The 15,149-nt window shown below is 62.9% G+C and carries 14 protein-coding genes; 9 read left to right on the top strand and 5 right to left on the bottom strand.

Annotated features, from left to right (window positions below; genetic code table 11):
* Positions 1–873: 873 nt before the first annotated feature.
* The 3 genes from rpsT to mutM all read right to left on the bottom strand — a co-directional run bounded on the left by rpsT (position 874) and on the right by mutM (position 3,058).
* Positions 874–1,149: a 30S ribosomal protein S20 gene (gene rpsT, locus ACJJVH_RS18195; RefSeq protein ID WP_112801108.1), complete on the bottom strand. Its 276-nt coding sequence runs from the start codon at positions 1,147–1,149 to the stop codon at positions 874–876.
* Positions 1,150–1,341: 192 nt separating this feature from the next.
* Positions 1,342–2,115 carry an enoyl-CoA hydratase gene (locus tag ACJJVH_RS18190; RefSeq protein ID WP_113359276.1) on the bottom strand — a complete coding sequence of 258 codons (774 nt, stop codon included), beginning with the start codon at positions 2,113–2,115 and terminating at the stop codon, positions 1,342–1,344.
* A 52-nt stretch (positions 2,116–2,167) separates the two neighbouring features.
* Positions 2,168–3,058 carry a bifunctional DNA-formamidopyrimidine glycosylase/DNA-(apurinic or apyrimidinic site) lyase gene (gene mutM, locus ACJJVH_RS18185; RefSeq protein ID WP_412064493.1) on the bottom strand — a complete coding sequence of 297 codons (891 nt, stop codon included), beginning with the start codon at positions 3,056–3,058 and terminating at the stop codon, positions 2,168–2,170.
* A gap of 246 nt (positions 3,059–3,304) precedes the next feature.
* On the opposite strand from mutM, the gene ubiE reads away from it, so the two are divergent.
* From ubiE to ACJJVH_RS18140, 9 genes are all read left to right on the top strand, one after another.
* The gene (ubiE, locus tag ACJJVH_RS18180) at positions 3,305–4,081 is read left to right on the top strand and encodes a bifunctional demethylmenaquinone methyltransferase/2-methoxy-6-polyprenyl-1,4-benzoquinol methylase UbiE (RefSeq protein WP_112801114.1); all 777 of its coding nucleotides are present in this window, start codon (positions 3,305–3,307) and stop codon (positions 4,079–4,081) included.
* Between the two features lie 62 nt (positions 4,082–4,143).
* A complete protein-coding gene (ubiB, locus tag ACJJVH_RS18175; RefSeq protein ID WP_113392432.1) occupies positions 4,144–5,718 on the top strand; it encodes a 2-polyprenylphenol 6-hydroxylase in 1,575 nt (524 codons plus the stop codon).
* A gap of 290 nt (positions 5,719–6,008) precedes the next feature.
* Positions 6,009–7,592 (top strand): aromatic amino acid ammonia-lyase, encoded by a 1,584-nt coding sequence (locus ACJJVH_RS18170; protein WP_112801119.1) that lies wholly within the window; start codon positions 6,009–6,011, stop codon positions 7,590–7,592.
* A gap of 40 nt (positions 7,593–7,632) precedes the next feature.
* Positions 7,633–9,015, top strand: a complete 1,383-nt coding sequence (locus ACJJVH_RS18165; RefSeq protein WP_412064492.1) for a dihydroorotase — start codon at positions 7,633–7,635, stop codon at positions 9,013–9,015.
* Positions 9,015–10,289 (top strand): Zn-dependent hydrolase, encoded by a 1,275-nt coding sequence (locus ACJJVH_RS18160; protein ID WP_412064490.1) that lies wholly within the window; start codon positions 9,015–9,017, stop codon positions 10,287–10,289. Before ACJJVH_RS18165 ends, ACJJVH_RS18160 begins: the two co-directional genes overlap by 1 nt.
* Before the next feature lie 3 nt (positions 10,290–10,292).
* Entirely contained in the window at positions 10,293–11,393 is a 1,101-nt protein-coding gene (locus tag ACJJVH_RS18155; RefSeq protein ID WP_412064489.1) for a DUF917 domain-containing protein, read from the top strand.
* Between the two features lie 18 nt (positions 11,394–11,411).
* Positions 11,412–11,741 carry a TfoX/Sxy family protein gene (locus tag ACJJVH_RS18150; RefSeq protein WP_112801127.1) on the top strand — a complete coding sequence of 110 codons (330 nt, stop codon included), beginning with the start codon at positions 11,412–11,414 and terminating at the stop codon, positions 11,739–11,741.
* A 202-nt stretch (positions 11,742–11,943) separates the two neighbouring features.
* The gene (locus tag ACJJVH_RS18145; RefSeq protein WP_113501872.1) at positions 11,944–13,605 is read left to right on the top strand and encodes a urocanate hydratase; all 1,662 of its coding nucleotides are present in this window, start codon (positions 11,944–11,946) and stop codon (positions 13,603–13,605) included.
* A gap of 125 nt (positions 13,606–13,730) precedes the next feature.
* On the top strand, positions 13,731–14,399 hold the full coding sequence (locus ACJJVH_RS18140) for a spermidine synthase (RefSeq protein WP_412064488.1): 669 nt from the start codon (positions 13,731–13,733) through the stop codon (positions 14,397–14,399).
* A gap of 111 nt (positions 14,400–14,510) precedes the next feature.
* Here ACJJVH_RS18140 and ACJJVH_RS18135 read toward each other — a convergent pair whose 3' ends face one another.
* The gene (locus ACJJVH_RS18135) at positions 14,511–14,699 is read right to left on the bottom strand and encodes an SRPBCC domain-containing protein (protein ID WP_412064487.1); all 189 of its coding nucleotides are present in this window, start codon (positions 14,697–14,699) and stop codon (positions 14,511–14,513) included.
* Between the two features lie 61 nt (positions 14,700–14,760).
* Positions 14,761–15,147 (bottom strand): VOC family protein, encoded by a 387-nt coding sequence (locus tag ACJJVH_RS18130; protein ID WP_113392438.1) that lies wholly within the window; start codon positions 15,145–15,147, stop codon positions 14,761–14,763.
* Positions 15,148–15,149: the final 2 nt, after the last annotated feature.

The raw sequence follows: 15,149 nt of genomic DNA, 5'->3' as shown, positions 1-15,149 counted from the left end.
ATAATGCCGCCTTCCAAAGTCTCTTACAGGGCCGGAGAGCATTGCGCCGCCACCCCCAGGTTCTTCGCCATGGCATGACGCTCGCGCCCGTTGTTCCAGGCAGCGCCGCATACCGGTTCATCAGCCATGCCCGGCCAACGGGCTTTGCAGGACCACTGCGGCGAAAACCGCTCTCAAAGCAGCTTTCGTCCCGGCGCCTGCAACTGGAGCATCCGTCGGTCCTCGTATCCGACGGGATGCCCCGATGACTGTCAATTTTTCTCCCCTCCCCACAACCGCGCCATTGGCTTAGGCTGCAAAGGACAGACAAGTTTCCTCGTTCCGCAAGCGCTGCCGCTTCCAGCTTTAACTCGTCAACTGTTTGAAAAAACGGAGCTGAACTGCTCCGTCACAAGAGACAAAACCACCCACCCCGTCTTGTGTGACGGTGTTTTGCCGAAGCTTTAAGGTGATATCCGCGCCCCTTGTTGAAATGCATTTAGGCAGGATCGAGAGCAGATATCAACGATGAATTTTACACAAAATTAAGAGGCGGCCATTGACTCCGGAGGTCATTTTTGACTGTCACAAGGCCTTCAAAAAAGAATCGCTGTTGAATCAAAGAGATTCCCGCCGGGCGCGATTCCCACAGCTTTCAAAACAAAAAAAATAAAAAATCCCTTGACTCAGTTGTGAGCCGGCAATGCGTCACGCAGATAACCCAGCGCTGAGATATCCTGCCATAAGCCTTTGTTTCAAAAGGCGTATTTCTGTCACGCCACTGACATGTTCAGTGGGCCGTTTTTGGCAATGCGGCATTTTTTTTGGCCGAATCCAAAAAGCCCGGCACAAGGGCCGGGCTCTAAGTGTAACGATCAAATCGTTAATAGAAAATTACGCGGTCGGAGCCGAAAGCGCCTTCACACGCTTGGCAAGACGCGAAACCTTGCGGGAAGCGGTGTTGACGTGAAGCACACCCTTGGTGGCTGCGCGGGCCAGTTCCGGCTGAGCAGCGATGAATGCTGCCTTTGCGCGATCCGCATCACCCGATGCGATGGCTTCTTCGACCTGGCGGACGAAAGTGCGAACGCGCGAGCGACGAGCCTTGTTGACTTCGGTGCGGCGGGCGATCTTGCGGGTCGCTTTTTTCGCCGAGGTGGTATTGGCCATGTATGCCTCTCTTAGAATTCGAACATAACTCCGCTGTTGCAGCGCGGGCCCTGCGGCCACCTCATCCAGCAATGCGGGAGCAATTGCGGAAAACCAGAGCGGCTTTCCAAACTGTGGCGGGCATATAACCGGAATGAGCCGCTGCGTCAACGCGGATTCTCGTCAAAGCCGCGTAATTCCGGAATATTGCCGTCACCGGTTCTTGAAGGCCGGCTTGCGCTTCTCGACGAAGGCAGCCATCCCTTCCTTCTGATCCTCCGTGGCGAACAGGCTATGGAACAGGCGGCGCTCAAAGCGGAGCCCTTCGTCGAGCGTGGTTTCCAGGGCGCGGTTGACCGCTTCCTTCGCCATGAGCACGGAAGGACGGGAATGCGAGGCGATCCTGGCAGCGGCGGCCAGCGCCTCGTCGAGCAGCTTGTCGGCCGGCACCACGCGCGCCACAAGGCCCGAACGTTCCGCCTCGGCAGCATCCATCATCCGGCCGGTCAGCACCAGATCCATCGCCTTGGCCTTGCCGACGGCGCGCGTCAGCCGTTGCGAACCGCCCATGCCGGGGATGATGCCGAGCGTGATTTCCGGCTGACCGAACCTGGCCGTCTCCGCGGCGATGATGAAATCGCACATCATCGCCAGCTCGCAGCCGCCGCCAAGGGCGAAACCGCCGACCGCCGCGATGACCGGCTTGCGCGCCTTGGCGATCTCTTCCCAGCCGCTGAAGAAATCCTTCGTGTAGGCATCGACGAAATCGAGCGACTGCATTTCCTTGATATCGGCGCCGGCGGCAAAGGCCTTGTCCGAGCCCGTCAGCACGATCGCGCCGATGGCGTCATCGAGATGAAGCGCGGCATAGGCCTGCTTCAGCTCGGCCAGGACGGTGGAATTCAGCGCATTCAGCGCCTGCGGCCGATTGAGCCGGATGAGGCCGACTGCCCCATGTGTCTCGACGATGAGGGTTTCGTAAGCCATTTGTCTCTCCCTTTAACCAGCCTTGGCCCTTTAATCCGCTTTAGCCCTTCAATCAGCCCTGGCAGGCAGCACAATAGAAAGAAGAGCGCCCCGCCTGGACGATGCGGCTGACCGTACCGCCGCAACCGGGCGTACCGCAAGGCTGCGCCTCACGATCGTAGACGGAAAAGGAATGCTGGAAATAGCCGAGCGAACCATCGGTCTGGATGTGGTCGCGCAACGACGAGCCGCCCGCCGCAATCGCATCGGCAATGACGTCGCGGATAGCGCCGACCAGCCCCATCAGCGCCTCTTTCGGCTTGCCCGAATCCGTGACCAGCGTGCCGGCCGCGCGCAGCGGCGACAGATGCGAGCGCCAAAGCGCCTCGCAGACATATATATTGCCGAGACCGGCGATGTTCTTCTGATCCAGCAATGCGCTCTTCAGCGGCTGGGCCTTGCCGGCGAAACGTTTAGCCAGGTAATCGGCATCGAGTTCGTTGCCGGTCGGCTCCGGGCCGAGATCGCGGAAAAAGGGATGGCTGACCATATCGGCCCGCTTGACGATATCCATGAAGCCGAAGCGGCGCGGATCATTATAGATGACGCGCGCATCGCCGCCGCTGCCCACCAGATGAAAAACGACATGATCGTGCTTTTCGTCCTTCGAGCGGGGATGGTGAAAGGCGCCCGGCGTTCCCGCCGGCGGACCGGCCTCGACCCGGAACGAACCGGACATACCGAGATGGGAGACGATCGTCATGCCGTCGTCGAGATCGATGAGCAGGTATTTGGCACGGCGGGACAGCGACGTGATGCCGCGCCCCGAAACGGACCGGGCGAAATCGGCCGGGAACGGAAAGCGCAGATCGGTGCGCCGCAGCTCCAGCGCCTTCAGGACAGCGCCTTCCATGGAAGGCGCCAGGCCTCGCTTGACGGTTTCGACCTCTGGTAATTCCGGCATGGCTATCCATCTTTATGTTTCAACCGCTTACGATCTGAGCTATAGCCCAGGACACTGCGGCTGGGGATCTGGCTGATGAGATAGCGTGGCAAACGCGATTTCGCTATGGTCCGCCGTTGAATACTGCATAATTCCTGAAATCGGAATCGATATAGGGATAAAATCATGCAGCGGATTTAAAGTGCTGCAGCGACCTTTGCGCATCCCGAATGACGCGCGGCGCTGGAATGTAACGGAGTTGAGCCGATGGCAGAAAGCCGCACCTCCGCCGATGGCGGCATGGAAACATCCTATGGCTTCCGCGAAGTGGCCGATGGCGAAAAGCAGGGCCTCGTCAACGAGGTGTTCCACAAGGTCGCCAAGCGCTACGACGTCATGAACGACGTCATGTCCATGGGCATGCATCGCGCCTGGAAGGATGCGATGATATCCGCGCTCAACCCGCGCAAGGATCCATCCTACAGGACCCTCGATGTCGCCGGCGGCACGGGCGACATCGCCTTCCGCATCGTGGAGGCTTCCAACCGGCTGGCGCATGCGACCGTGCTCGACATCAACGGCTCGATGCTTGCCGTCGGCGCCGAGCGTGCCGAGAAGAAGAAGATTTCCGACAATCTCACCTTCGTCGAGGCGAATGCCGAGGAACTGCCCTTCGAACCGAACTCCTTCGACGCCTATACGATCGCCTTCGGCATCCGCAACGTGCCGCATATCGATGTCGCGCTGAAGGAAGCCTATCGCGTGCTGAAGCGCGGCGGCCGGCTGCTGGTGCTCGAATTCTCCGAAGTCGACCTGCCGCTGCTCGACCGCGTCTACGACGCCTGGTCCTTCAACGCCATTCCGAAATTCGGCAAGGCGATCACCGGTGACGCCGAGCCCTATCAGTATCTGGTGGAATCGATCCGCAAGTTCCCGAACCAGCAGGATTTCGCCACGATGATCCGCGAGGCCGGCTTCTCGCGCGTGAGCTTCACCAACTACACCGGCGGCATCGCCGCCCTGCACTCCGGCTGGAAGCTCTGAAGCATGATGTCGAGCCATGCGATGCGGCTGACGGCCTCCGCCCTCCGAGACCTTGAGACGCTATGAGTGCTTTCAGCGCATATTTCGGCCTGATCCGGGTCGGCTGGGTGCTTGTGCGCGAAGGCGTGGTCATGGCGCTGCCATCCGAAGGGCTGCCGCCCTCCGTCAGCCTCGCCAAATCCTTCGTCGGCATCTTCGCCCGCAGGAAGGCAAAGAGCCAGGCCCGCAGCGACCGGCTTGCCAAGGCGGTCGAACGGCTCGGGCCGTCCTATGTGAAGATCGGCCAATTCCTGGCGACACGGCCCGATGTCGTCGGCGTCGACATGGCCAACGATCTTTCGCAGCTCCAGGACCGCATGGCCTTCTTTCCGCATGAGACCGCAACCGCGGCCATCGAGTCTTCGCTTGGCCGGCGGATCGACGACCTCTACGTCAGTTTCGGCGAGCCGATTGCCGCCGCCTCAATAGCGCAGGTGCATCCGGCGGAGATCGATACGGCCGAGGGGCGCAAGCGTGTTGCCGTCAAGGTGGTCCGGCCGGGCGTGCGCCAGCGTTTCTCCAACGACATCAAGGCGATGTATCTCGTCGCGGGGATGCAGGAACGCTTCATGCCTTCCAGCCGGCGTCTTCGACCGGTGGAGGTGACGAAGACGCTCGAGCAGACCACCAAGGTCGAGATGGATCTTCGGCTGGAGGCGGCCGCGCTCTCCGAGATTGCCGAAAATACCGAAAAGGACCCGGGCTTCCGCGTTCCGAAGGTCGATTGGGAACGCACGGGCCGCGACGTCATCACCATGGAGTGGATCGACGGCGTAAAAATGTCCGATGTCGAGGGGCTGAAGGCTGCCGGGCACGATCTCAACGCGCTTGCCGACACGCTGATCCAATCCTTCCTGCGCCACACGCTGCGCGACGGCTTCTTCCATGCCGACATGCATCCCGGCAACCTCTTCGTCGATCCCGCAGGCACGATCGTCGCCGTCGACATGGGCATCGTCGGGCGCCTCGGCAGGAAGGAACGCCGCTTCCTTGCCGAAATCCTCTACGGTTTCATCACCCGCGACTATATCCGGGTGGCGGAGGTGCATTTCGAGGCCGGCTATGTGCCCGCGCATCACAATACGGAAAGTTTCGCACAGGCCATCCGCGCGATCGGCGAGCCGATCCATGGGCAGCCTGCCGAAACCATCTCCATGGGCAAGCTTCTGACGCTGCTCTTCGAAGTGACCGAGCTCTTCGATATGGAAACACGGCCGGAACTCGTCATGCTGCAGAAGACCATGGTCGTGGTCGAAGGCGTGTCGCGAATGCTCAATCCGCGCTTCAACATGTGGAAGGCTTCGGAACCGGTCGTCGGCGACTGGATTCGCACCAATCTCGGCCCGAAGCGGATCATGACCGATCTGCGGGATGGCTTGAAAGCAGCCGTGAAGCTTGCCGAAGCAGCGCCCGAGATCGCCGCCAAGACAGAGAAGTTTCATCACGAGCTTTTGCATATGAGCGAAAACGGGCTGCGCTTCGACCCGCAGACGGCAGAGGCAATCGGCAGGTCCGAGGCCAAGCACAGCCGCTCCGGCCGTTTCGCGCTATGGATAATCGCGCTGACGCTTCTCTACATAGCCTGGCATCTGGGCTGATCCTCAGAACCTCCTTGCATCCACGAGCGATTTGTCTTTACGCAAATCCGAACGGAAAACCGCTATGTATCTCTCCTGGAATCGCGCGTGCCGCCGACGCCGACGCACGGATTTTTCCATGCCCGCCTTTCGCCTCCGCGACGCTATATGACGCGACAAACACAGAGTTGCGCCGCGGCCTGACTCGCCCCAGAATTCAGCGGCATGCCACCTGCCGAGGTGTTCACCATTTGGGATATCCCATTGGCGATAAGGCTCGCATAGCCTTGCGAAAAAGGAGAGCAACAGACATGGAGCGTCAGAAAGCCGGCATCGAACTGACCGGGCAACCCCTGGGGTTCAGCGACCTGGTGCGGATCGGCGCGGGCGCCGCCTTGCCCTCGGCATCGGAAAGCGGCATGGCCCGGGTGCGCCTGGCGCGCGGCGTTCTCGAAAGCACGATCCAGTCCGGCATGCCCGTCTATGGCTCTACGACCGGTGTCGGCGCCATGAAGGATGTCGAGTGGTCTCCCGAAGATCTCGATGCCTTCAATCTCGGCCTGGTGCGCGCCCATCATTTCGGCACGGGCGCGCCGTTTTCCATGTCGGTCGTCCGCAACGCCATGGCGATCCGCGTCAATACCGCGCTGACGGGTCAGGTCGGGTGCTCGCAGGAGTTGATCCAGGCCTATCTGCAACTGCTTGGCGCCGATGTCATTCCCGTCGTTCGCCGCACCGGCTCGATCGGCTGCGCCGATATCGGTCTGATGGGTCAGATCGGCGCGGTTCTGACGGGCGTCGGCGAGGCCGTCTATCGCGGCCGCCGCATGCAGGCCGCCGATGCCTTCGCCGCCGCCGGCATCGCCCCCGTAAAGATGCTGCCGCGCGACAGTCTGGCCTCGCTCAGCGTCAACGCCGTCAGCTTTGCCGCCGCCGCGGAAACCACCCGCAATGCCGCCTCCTCGATCCGCGTGCTGCTGGCGACGGGCATGATGGCCGCCGGCGCGCTCGGCGCCTCGCGCGACCCCTGGATTTCGGTGCGCCATGTCGGCACCGCCCGCGAAGCCCTGATCGGCGCGTGGCTCTGCAACGCCTCGGAGGAATGGCCCTGGCCGGTCGCGACCCATGTGCAGGACCCGCTGAGCCTGCGCATGATCGCCCAGGTCTTCGGCGCCGTCATCGAAAACCTCCTGACCGCCGGCCACAAGATCCTTGCCGCCACCGGCCGCTCCGACGACAACCCCGTCATCGTCGACGGCCGCGTCATGACCTCGGGCGGATCGCTTCCGCTCGATGTTACCGTGCTTCTGGAAGCCGCCGTCATCTGCATGGCCCATGCCGCCCGCAACGCCTTCAATCGCTGCGTCCTGCTCGGCAACGGCCAGCGGCGCGGCCTGCCCGTCAATCTGGTGCCGGATGGCCGGATCGCCACCGGTTTCGGCCCGATCATCAAGCTTGCCGGCGAAATATTCTCGCGCGTGCTCTCCATGTCCAACCCGGTCTCGGCGCAATCGCTCGTCGTCGCCGGAGGCATGGAGGACGAAGCCGCCTTCCTGCCGCTCGTCATCGAGCGCTTCGAACGGCAAATGCGCGCGCTGAAGCGTCTGGCGGCGCTGGAAGCCCTGCTCTCGGCGCAAGCGATCGACATTCTCGGCGACAAGCCGGAAGGTGTGGCGCGCATGCTCTACGACGTCGTGCGCAAGCATGCGGACTTCTATGTCGTCGACCGTCCCCTTTCGGCCGAGGTCGAAGCAATCGAGGAGGAGCTTGCCTCCGAAGCCTTCGTTTCGGAAATGATCGCCCACAAGCCGATCCTCGCCTATGATGATTTCTTCGCGCTCGGCTCGCTGGAGCGGGTCGAGGAGCGGCTTTATCACGACACCGTTGCCATCTGAACCAACCGACGAGCCCAACCGACAAGCGGAGAGAATGCACATGGCCGATTTCGATCTTGTTCTGCAAGGCACCATGGTTTTGCCCGAACGCATCGTGGAAGCCGGCTATGTCGCCGTGCGCGACGGCAAGATCGCCGAGGTCGGCATCGGCGTGCCGCCGGCCGCACGCGAGCGGCATCTGCTCGGCAAGGCGCTGATCCTGCCCGGCGCCATCGACGCGCAGGTCCACTCCCTCTCGCAGAAGGACCAGGAGGATTTCATCTGGTCGACGCGCTCGGCAGCGGCAGGCGGCGTCACCACCATTGTCGACATGCCCTATGACGAAGGCAATCTCGTCTGCTCGGCATCGGCGGTGAAGAAGAAGATCGACCACGCCGGACCGCAATCGCGCGTCGATTTCGCCCTCTACGGCACGGTCGATCCGGAAGAAGGCCCGGCACGCATCGCCGAGATGGTCGAGGCCGGCGTCGCGGCCTTCAAATTCTCCACCTTCGGCACCGATCCGAAGCGTTTTCCGCGCATTCCGCCCGCCCTGCTCGACGCCTGCTTTGCCGCGATCGCCCCGACCGGCCTCACTGCCGGCGTTCATAACGAGGACGACGAAGCAGTGTGCACCTATATGGAGCAGGTCAAGGCAAGCGGCGTCACCGATTATCGCGCCCACGGCCTTTCCCGCCCGCCGATCACCGAACTGCTCGCCATGCACACGATCTTCGAGACGGGCGCGGATACCGGCTGCCCGGCGCATGTCGTGCATTGCTCGCTGGGGCGCGGCTACGACATCGCCCGCGCCTATCGCCGCGACGGCTTCGAAGCGACCGTCGAATGCTGCATCCACTACCTGACGCTCGACGAGGAAAACGATGTGCGGCGTCTCGGCGGCAAGGCGAAAATTAATCCGCCGATCCGTCCCCGCGCCGAAGTGGAAACCTTGTGGCGCAAGGTGGCGGAAGGCAATGTCTGGCTCGTCTCGACCGACCACGTCAGCTGGTCGGAAAACCGCAAAACCAATCCGGACATGCTGGCGAACGCCTCCGGCGTGCCGGGACTGGAGGTCATGGTGCCGCTCTTCGTCAAAGGCGCCCTGGAACGCGGCGTGCCGCTCACCTGGGCCGCGAAGCTGATGGCGGAGAACCCGGCCAGGCATTTCCGCCTCGATCATATCAAGGGTGCGCTGACACCGGGCAAGGATGCCGACATCGTCGTGCTGGAACCGCGCGAAATGGTCTACGACGCAGCGGCGAGCGGCAACAACGTCGTCGGCTGGAGCCCCTATAACGGCATTCGCCTGCCCTGGACGGTTTCGGCCGCCTACCTTAGAGGCAAGCAGATCACCGAGGGACAGAAGGTGTTGGCCGAACCCGGCTCCGGCAGCTTCGTCCGTCCCTTGCCTCGCCAAATCCTTGCCGGAGATGCAGCCTGATGACCGACCCCACGCGCCACAACCTTCCCGTCAACGCCGACCGCATCGCCGAGGATATCGATGCGCTGGCAAGGATCACCGATCCGGGCCATCCCTGGACCCGCCGCGCCTTTTCGCCGCTCTTCCTGGAAGGGCGCGCCTACATCGACGCGCGGATGAAGGCGGCTGGACTTGAGACCCGCATCGACGCCGCCGGCAATCTGATCGGCCGGCGCGCGGGCGCAAAGCCCGGCCTCGGCACGATCCTTGTCGGCTCGCACTCCGACACCGTTCCCGATGGCGGCCGTTTCGACGGCATTGCCGGGACGATCGCGGCACTTGAAGTCGCGCGCTCCCTGAAAGATCGCGGCATCGAACTCGACCACGATCTGGAGATTGTCGATTTCCTGGCCGAGGAAGTCAGCATCTTCGGCGTCTCCTGCATCGGCAGCCGCGGCATGACCGGGCAGATCCCCGAGGCATGGCTTAGCCGCGTGAGCGGCGACCGCACGCTGTCGCAGGGCATTGCCGAGGTCGGCGGCGATCCTTCCGTGCTGCTTGCGCAGAAGCGCCCGGATCTCGCTGGTTTCCTGGAGCTGCATATCGAGCAGGGTCCGGTGCTGGAAGCCGAGAACAAGGATATCGGCATCGTCACCGCGATCGCCGGCATCACCCGCATCGAAATCACCGTAGAGGGCCGCGCCGATCACGCCGGCACGACGCCGATGGACCGCCGCGCGGATGCGCTGGTGGCCGCCTCGCAGCTGGTGCTCGATATTCGGAGCCGCGCCGCTGAACAGGCAAAGACGCCGGGCCATTTCGCCGCCACCGTCGGCGAATTCCGCATCGAGCCGAATGCCGCCAACGTCGTACCCTCGAAAGTCGTGCTGCTGATCGACGGCCGCGCCGAAATCCGCAGCGACATGGAGGATTTCCTCGCCTGGATCGACGGCGAAGTGAAGACCATCGCCGCCGATTACGGCGTGACGATCAACACGCCGGTGCGCGTCTCCGACAACATGCCGACACCCGGCGCGCCGGTGTTGCTCGAAACGCTCGAGCGCGCCTGCGACACGGTCGGCGCCAAGCATCGCCGCATGGCCTCCGGCGCCGGCCACGACACGGCCTGGATCGCCAAGGTCGCGCCGGCCGCCATGATCTTCGTGCCCTGCAAGGAAGGCCGCAGCCATTGCGCCGAGGAATGGGCGGAGAATGACGACATCGCCATGGGCGCGGCCGTTCTTTTCGAAGCGGTGCGCGACATGGACAAGAACCTCAAACAGAACCGGGAGTAGTCAATGGGACGCGTACTCGTTGCCAAGGATGTGGAAGCGGCCGTCAAGGGCGGCTCCGTTTACGCCGCAGGCGGTGGCGGCTGGGCCGATCACGGCCGCATGCTCGGCTATGCGGCCGTCAATGTCGGCAAGCCGGAGCTGGTGTCGATCGAGGAATTGAACGACAACGACTGGATCGCCACGGCCGCCGCCATCGGCGCGCCGGCCTCCACGACCCCGTGGGAAATGCAGGGCATCGACTACGTGAAAGCCGCGCAGCTGCTGCAGGACGAGCTTGGCGAGAAGCTTTCCGGCCTGATCATCGGCCAGAACGGCAGGTCCTCGACGCTGAATGGCTGGTTGCCGTCGGCCATCCTCGGAACGAAGGTGGTGGACGCCGTGGGCGACATCCGCGCCCATCCGACGGGCGACATGGGCTCGATCGGCATGGCCGGTTCGCCCGAGCAGATGATCCAGACCGCCGTCGGCGGCAACCGCGCCGAAAACCGCTATATCGAGCTGGTCGTGAAGGGCGCGACGGCGAAGATTTCGCCGATCCTGCGCGCGGCATCCGACCAGTCCGGCGGCTTCATCGCCTCATGCCGCAACCCCTTGCGCGCCTCCTATGTCCGCACGCATGCGGCGCTCGGCGGCATCTCCATGGCGCTTTCGCTCGGCGAGGCGATCATCGAGGCGGAGAAGAAGGGAGGCAGCGCCGTCATCGACGCCATCTGCAAGACCACCGGCGGCCATATCCTCGCCGAAGGCACGATCACCAGGAAAGACGTCGTCTACACGAAGGAAGCCTTCGACATCGGCACCATCACGGTCGGCAGCAGCGACAAGGCCGTCGTCATGCATGTGATGAACGAGTACATGGCCGTCGAGGATATCGGCGGAAAGCGGCTCGCGACGTTCCCCTCCGTCATCACCACGCTGTCGCCGGAAGGCGAGCCCTTGAGCGTCGGCCAGCTGCATGAGGGCATGAAGGTTTTCATCCTGCATGTACCGATGGACATCATTCCGCTCTCTGCCAGCGTGCTCGACCCCACGGTCTATCCCTCCGTCGAGAAGGCGATGGGGATCGAGATCGCGAAATACGCGCTGGCCGGCAAGAAGGGCTGAGAAGCGCGGGAGGCTAGAATGGCCCGTGACGCCGGTCTCGAGGAATTGCTGAGAGAAGAGCTTGGGGAACGACCCGGGCTCAGCGAAAAAGCGATGTTCGGCGGCTGGGCCTTTCTGCTCAACGGCCATCTGCTGTGCGGCGCCCGTGACGACGGGATGCTGATCCGCCTCGGTAAGGGCAACGATGCCTGGGCGCTGGAACTGCCCGATATCAAACCCATGCTGTCGGGCAGCCGCGAAATACAGGGATGGGTCCGCGCCGGGCCGGAGGCCTATGGCAACGACATGCTGCGCAAACGCCTGCTTCTGGCCGCGCTGGACTTTGTCGAAGGCCTGCCGCCGAAATGAACGAGTATTGAAGAGCACTCCTTTTCTCCCCGGCGGGGAGAAGATGTCCGCCAGGACAGATGAGGGGGTGAGCGACAAAGGAGCGAACGTCTGAGAGGTGAGCGAAGACGGCATACGCCGCGCTACCCCCTCATCCGGCCCTTCGGGCCACCTTCTCCCCGCTGGGGAGAAGGGAGACCATCAAACGAGAGGTAAGAGGACGATGCCTAAAGCCAATCCACGCCATCCGAAATTCCCCATTCCGGGCGGCCCGGAGCTGCGTGCCAAGGGCTGGCGGCAGGAGGCGCTGCTGCGCCTGCTCGAAAACGTGCTCTCGGTCGGCGAAGACCCGGACAATCTCGTCGTCTACGCCGCCCTCGGCAAGGCGGCGCGCAATTGGGCGGCGCACAAGGGCATCGTCAAGGCGCTGACCGAGATGGATGAGGACCAGACGCTGCTCATCCAGTCCGGCAAGCCGATCGGCCTCGTCCGCACGCATGACAAGGCGCCGCTCGTCATCATGGCGAACTGCAACATCGTCGGGCAATGGGCGAAGGCCGAGGTATTTTACGAGCTGCAGCGCAAGGGCCTGATCTGCTGGGGCGGGCTGACCGCCGGCGCCTGGCAATATATCGGCAGCCAGGGCGTGATCCAGGGCACCTACGAGATTTTCATGCGCATCGCCGAGCGCCGCTTCGGCGGCGATCTCTTCGGCCGCTTCGTGCTGACCGCCGGTCTCGGCGGCATGGGCGGCGCGCAGCCACTGGCCGGCCGCATGGCGGGTGCCGCCATCCTCTGCGTCGATATCGATGCGGAGCGCGCCAGGAAGCGCCAGGAAATCGGCTATCTGCAGGAAATCGCACCCGATCTCGATTCCGCACTGGCGATGATCGATGCTGCCGTCAAGGAGAAGCGGGCGCTTTCCGTCGGCCTCGTCGGCAACGCCGCCGAGATCTATCCCGAGATCGCGCGACGCGGCATCGTGCCCGATATCGTCACCGACCAGACCTCCGCGCACGACCTCGTTTATGGCTATGTCCCGAAGGGCATGAACCTCAGCCAAGTCAAGGATCTTCGCGACGACGGCCAGGGCCAGCTGATGGCGGCCAGCCGCGCCTCGATCGTCGAGCATGTGAAGGCCATGCTGGACTTCCAGAAAAAGGGCTCCGAAGTCTTCGACAACGGCAACCTGATCCGCACCCAGGCGAAGGAAGGCGGCGTCGCCAACGCCTTCGATATCCCGATCTTTACCGAAGCCTATCTGCGGCCGCTCTTCTGCCGTGCCATCGGCCCGTTCCGCTGGATGGCGCTTTCGGGCGAGGAAAGCGATATAGCCCGCATCGACGATCTGCTGCTGGAAATGTTCCCGGACAACAAGATCATCACCAACTGGATCAAGCTTGCCCGCGAGCATGTCCCCTTCGAAGGGCTGCCGGCGCGGATCGCATGGCTGGGCCATGGCGAGCGCACGGCGCTGGCCCGCCGCGTCAACGAGCTTGTGGCAAGCGGCGAGCTGACGGGGCCGATCGCATTTTCGCGCGACCATCTCGATGCCGGCGCCATGGCGCATCCGAACATCATGACCGAGCGCATGAAGGACGGCTCCGACGCCATCGCCGACTGGCCGCTGATCGACGCCATGATGCTCTGCTCGTCCATGGCCGATCTCGTCGTCGTCCATTCCGGCGGCGGCGGCTATGCCGGCTACATGACGAGCTGCGGCGTCACCGTGGTTGCAGACGGCACGGCTGCGGCCGACGAACGGCTCGATCATGCGCTGACCAACGACACAGCGCTCGGCGTCATGCGCTATGCAGATGCCGGCTACGAGGAAGCGCTGGACGAAGTTGCGAAAAAGGATGTGCCCTATATCCGTTTGGGATAAGCGCGTCTGTTCTTGGCGACATTGAAAGACTATGGTCCGGGCAATTCAAACCGACCTGTTTTACACGCAATTCCGGACGGAAGACCGCTTCACCCTTTTCCCGGAATTGCTCTGGAGAGTTGCCCGTGATCCCCTGGACCCTGCTCGACACTGCGAAAATCCCCGGCGGCCGCGAGCTGCGCTTGAAGCAGCGCGGCCAGGAATTTTCCATCATGCTCGGCACCAACGAGCTGATGAACAGTCGCCTGAGCGGCTCCGAGCGCGCGCTCGCCACGCTTTCCTGCGAGAAGATCAAGGGTCGAAAGGCTCCGCATATCCTGATCGGCGGCCTCGGCATGGGCTTTACCCTGCGCGCAGCACTCGGCGAACTCGGTGCGGATGCCAAGGTTACGGTGGCGGAACTGGTTCCGGCTGTCGTTTCATGGGCGCGCGGGCCGATGGCGACGGTTTTCGACGGCTGCCTCGATGACCCGCGCGTCGCCATTCACGAGGGCGATGTGCGCCCGCTCATCCGTGCTCGCAAGGCGGCCTACGACGCCATCCTGCTCGATGTAGACAACGGCCCCGATGGCATCACGTCAGAGGCGAATGACGGACTCTACGACTATCAGGGCCTGAAGGCGGCGCGCGATGCGCTGCGGCCCGGCGGTGTGCTCGCGGTCTGGTCTTCGGGACCAGACGAGCGCTTTACGAAACGCCTGCGCGACAGCGGCTTTACGGCCGAAGTGGTCAACACGCGCGCCAACGGCAAGACAGGCGCGCGGCACGTCATCTGGCTTGCCACCAAAGGCTAGAGCAATTCCAGGAAAAGTGCGCAGCGGTTTTCCGTCCGGAATCGCGTAAAAACAAAGGGATAGAGCGGTTCATCGATTCCGTGAAACGAGGAACCGCTCTAGACCATTTCCCTAGAGATAACGCGTTTCCTCCGGCGCACGATCGAAGAGGATGCAATGCCGCCAGGCACCTCCCTCACGCAGGTCTACCGAAACGGATGGCGCCGTCATGTTCTGCGGCCCCCACCAGCGCACCAGATGCTCCGGCTCCGTCCAAAGGCGAAACAACAGCGCACGCGGCGCGGCAATGTCTCGGGTCAATACGAAAGGAGCGAGTTGGACGGCAAGCGCTGAAGCGATCCGGCAGCCGGATGGTACGATCTCAGGAAAGAATATTGGACACTTCGATCAGATTGCCGTCCGGATCGCGAAAATAGACCGAGAGAATGGGGGCGGTCGCGCCGGTGCGGCGAACGGGACCTTCCTCGATCACAACACCCTCGGCTTTCAGGTGAGCGATGATGTCATTGAGCGGCGTGTCGCTGATAAAGCAAAGATCGGCCGAACCCGGCGTGGGCCGTTCGGCCTTGGGTTCGAACTCATGCCCGGCGCGATGCAGATTGATCTTCTGGTTGCCGAAGGTCAGAGCCTTGCGGCCCTCGCCGAAGGTTTCGATACCCATGCCGAGGACGCGGGCATAGAAATCGCAGCTCTCGTCGATGCTCGCGACCGTGAGCACAAGATGATCGAGATGGTCGATGCGGATCATGA

Origin of the sequence: Rhizobium sp. SYY.PMSO, from assembly GCF_046840415.1 — a bacterium.
Lineage (GTDB): Bacteria > Pseudomonadota > Alphaproteobacteria > Rhizobiales > Rhizobiaceae > Rhizobium.
This window is presented reverse-complemented; position numbering and strand designations above follow the sequence as displayed.

Coding starts and splice junctions, on each gene's coding strand:
- rpsT (WP_112801108.1), bottom strand. CDS start 1,149: ATGGCCAATACCACCTCGGCGAAAAAAGCGACCCGCAAGATCGCCCGC.
- ACJJVH_RS18190 (WP_113359276.1), bottom strand. CDS start 2,115: ATGGCTTACGAAACCCTCATCGTCGAGACACATGGGGCAGTCGGCCTC.
- mutM (WP_412064493.1), bottom strand. CDS start 3,058: ATGCCGGAATTACCAGAGGTCGAAACCGTCAAGCGAGGCCTGGCGCCT.
- ubiE (WP_112801114.1), top strand. CDS start 3,305: ATGGCAGAAAGCCGCACCTCCGCCGATGGCGGCATGGAAACATCCTAT.
- ubiB (WP_113392432.1), top strand. CDS start 4,144: ATGAGTGCTTTCAGCGCATATTTCGGCCTGATCCGGGTCGGCTGGGTG.
- ACJJVH_RS18170 (WP_112801119.1), top strand. CDS start 6,009: ATGGAGCGTCAGAAAGCCGGCATCGAACTGACCGGGCAACCCCTGGGG.
- ACJJVH_RS18165 (WP_412064492.1), top strand. CDS start 7,633: ATGGCCGATTTCGATCTTGTTCTGCAAGGCACCATGGTTTTGCCCGAA.
- ACJJVH_RS18160 (WP_412064490.1), top strand. CDS start 9,015: ATGACCGACCCCACGCGCCACAACCTTCCCGTCAACGCCGACCGCATC.
- ACJJVH_RS18155 (WP_412064489.1), top strand. CDS start 10,293: ATGGGACGCGTACTCGTTGCCAAGGATGTGGAAGCGGCCGTCAAGGGC.
- ACJJVH_RS18150 (WP_112801127.1), top strand. CDS start 11,412: ATGGCCCGTGACGCCGGTCTCGAGGAATTGCTGAGAGAAGAGCTTGGG.
- ACJJVH_RS18145 (WP_113501872.1), top strand. CDS start 11,944: ATGCCTAAAGCCAATCCACGCCATCCGAAATTCCCCATTCCGGGCGGC.
- ACJJVH_RS18130 (WP_113392438.1), bottom strand. CDS start 15,147: ATGATCCGCATCGACCATCTCGATCATCTTGTGCTCACGGTCGCGAGC.